The organism is Micromonospora sp. NPDC005197 (genome assembly GCF_040608295.1).
GTDB lineage: Bacteria > Actinomycetota > Actinomycetes > Mycobacteriales > Micromonosporaceae > Micromonospora.
The window spans coordinates 1-2,299 of the sequence record NZ_JBEXHY010000258.1; the positions used below are offsets into that span (position 1 = coordinate 1).

Annotated in this window: 2 protein-coding genes; one reads left to right on the forward strand and one right to left on the reverse strand. The window is 73.4% G+C overall.

What is annotated here, in order from left to right; all coding sequences use genetic code 11:
* Window positions 1-108 precede the first annotated feature (108 nt).
* A complete protein-coding gene (locus ABZU46_RS31640) occupies window positions 109-849 on the reverse strand; it encodes a cellulose binding domain-containing protein (RefSeq protein ID WP_354863358.1) in 741 nt (246 codons plus the stop codon).
* Between the two features lie 381 nt (window positions 850-1,230).
* On the opposite strand from ABZU46_RS31640, the gene ABZU46_RS31645 reads away from it, so the two are divergent.
* Window positions 1,231-2,299: hypothetical protein (locus ABZU46_RS31645; RefSeq protein WP_354863359.1), on the forward strand; the 1,069-nt coding region annotated here is incomplete at its 3' end.

Below are 2,299 nucleotides of genomic sequence, written 5' to 3' on the forward strand. Positions count from 1 at the left end.
ACAAACACTCTCCCCCCCCCCCCCTCTCTCCCCCTCGCGGGGCCACCCCCCCCCCGGGCGCCGGCCCCCCCACCCCCGCCCGGGCGCGGCCCACGGCCGGGTGACCGGTCAGCGGCCGCAGGCCAGCGTCATCCCGTCGGGGACCGCGCTGGTGGTCACGAGCACGCCGAACGTCGTCGCGCCGCCCGGCGCAAGTGTCCCGTTGTAGGAGGCGTTGCGAACCGTGACGTCGGCGCCGACCGTCTCGACGACCCCGCCCCAGACCGTCTGGATACGCTCGTCGCCGGCCCACCGCCAGGAGACGCTCCACCGGTCCAGCGCCTGCGTCCCGGTGCTGCGCACCGTCACCGTGGCGACGAAGCCGGTGCCCCAGCGGGAGTCGATGGTGGCCGTCGCCCGGCACGCCGTCAGCGGAGCGGTCCGGGCCGGTCCGACCAGGTACGGGTCCCGACGGCCCTCGGCGTCGCTGAACCGGTACCAGTACTCGGTGTCGGGCGTCAGCTGGCCGATGGTCACGACCCCGTTGCGCTCGGGCCCGGTGACGGCCTGCGCCACCGGAGCCTGCCACTGTTGGGCGTCCTCCCGGCTGGCGAAGAGTCGGACGGTCATCGGCGGGTCGTAACCGCAGGGCGGGCGGAACAGGATCGAGTACGACAACGTCACGCTGGTGGTGGTCACCGCGGTCACCGAGGCGCTGATCGGGATGGCCGGCGGGCAGGTCGGGGTCGGTGACGGCGACAGGGTGGGTGTGGGCGTGACCGCCGGCGCCGGCGCTGCCTCGGCGGAGCCGGTCGTGCCGGCCCAGCCGGCCAGCGCCATGGTCGTGACTGCCAGGACGATGCGGAGCATCGGTACCTCCGGGGAAACCGTCGCCGTCGCGGTCGCGGATGGGCGACCGACCGTACGGGGCCGGACGTACGGCGGCCGCCCGACGGCGATCGGCATGCGGCCGCTGACGAGGACTGCCCGGCGCGGGAGGGGTGGCCACCTCGCGCGTCCCCGGATCCGGAGAAGAACGGGCGCGCTGGCTCCCGAGCGCGACCGACCCCCAGCAGCGCATTCGATGGGCATCAATACAATCTGGCCAACCGGTGAGCGGCGGCGGCACCGGGTCGTCGGACGCGAGCCCGTCGAGAAGCGGCTGCCTGCTCCTCGCCGCAGGGACACGTGCCGGACCCCTCCGCCGACGATCATCCATCGTGGCCTGTCAATTCGATGCGGGAGCACACCATGCGCGACAGAAGCAGCACGAACCGGCGAACCCGGGTGGCGAGGGCACTGACCGCGACGGCCGCCGCGGCGGCGCTGACCGTCGCGCCACTCACGGCGCCGGCACCCGCCACCGCCGCCGTCAGCCGGGCCGAGTTGGCCCTGCGCTGGGCGCCCGTCCACTACCAGGACGTCGACGCCACCGGTGCCCACGCCCTGGGCGGCCAGTCCGACTATCTCACCGCCGTGGACTTCGACGGCGACCTCAACGGGCGCAACAACTGGGACCGCGCCGGCCAGTCCGGCACCTCGCTCGCGGCGCACGCGTACTACTCCGTCGTGGAGACGAGCACGCACTGGTACATCACGTACCTGTTCTTCCACCCTCGGGACTGGACCGATCACCCGTTCTTCGAGACCGAACACGAGAACGACGGCGAGGGGGTCCTCTTCGCGATCGAGCGCGACGGCTCCCCGTACGGCGTCCTGCGCGGCGCGGTCACGGTCGCGCACAGCGACTTCTACTCGTACACGCCGGCCGGCAGCACCTGGACCAGCGGCCGCGAGAGCGTCGACGGCACCCTGCAGTTCCAGACCTCACCGCACGACTCCTTCACGCACCCGGTGACCGCGCAGGAGGCGCAGGGGCACGGCCTGAAGGCATATCCGCAGTACGCCATCAACGGCGACGGCCTGGTCTACTACCCGTCCACGGTCGCCGAGACGCCGAGCAGCGGCAACGACCGCGACGTGCGGTACCAGCTCGTCGACATCTTCGCCGCCGGGGGGCTGTGGGCGCAGCGGACCAACGCGAACCTGTTCGCCAGCCTGGGCACGTTCGCCGGCGACACCTCCGGCGACTGCGGCTCCGGCACCTGGAGCTGCTCGGCGAACTCCGCGAACGCCCCCTGGGGCTGGGACGACGGCAACGACGTGCCCGCCCGCGGCGAGCTGGCCAGCGACCCGGCGAAGCTGTCCGCCGAGTACTTCACGGTCCCGGCCGGGCTGGCGCGCAGCTACAGCTACAACCCGTACGCCGGCGCCGCCGCGGCGCTGGCCGAGGCAGCCAGGACGGCAGCGCCGACCGTCG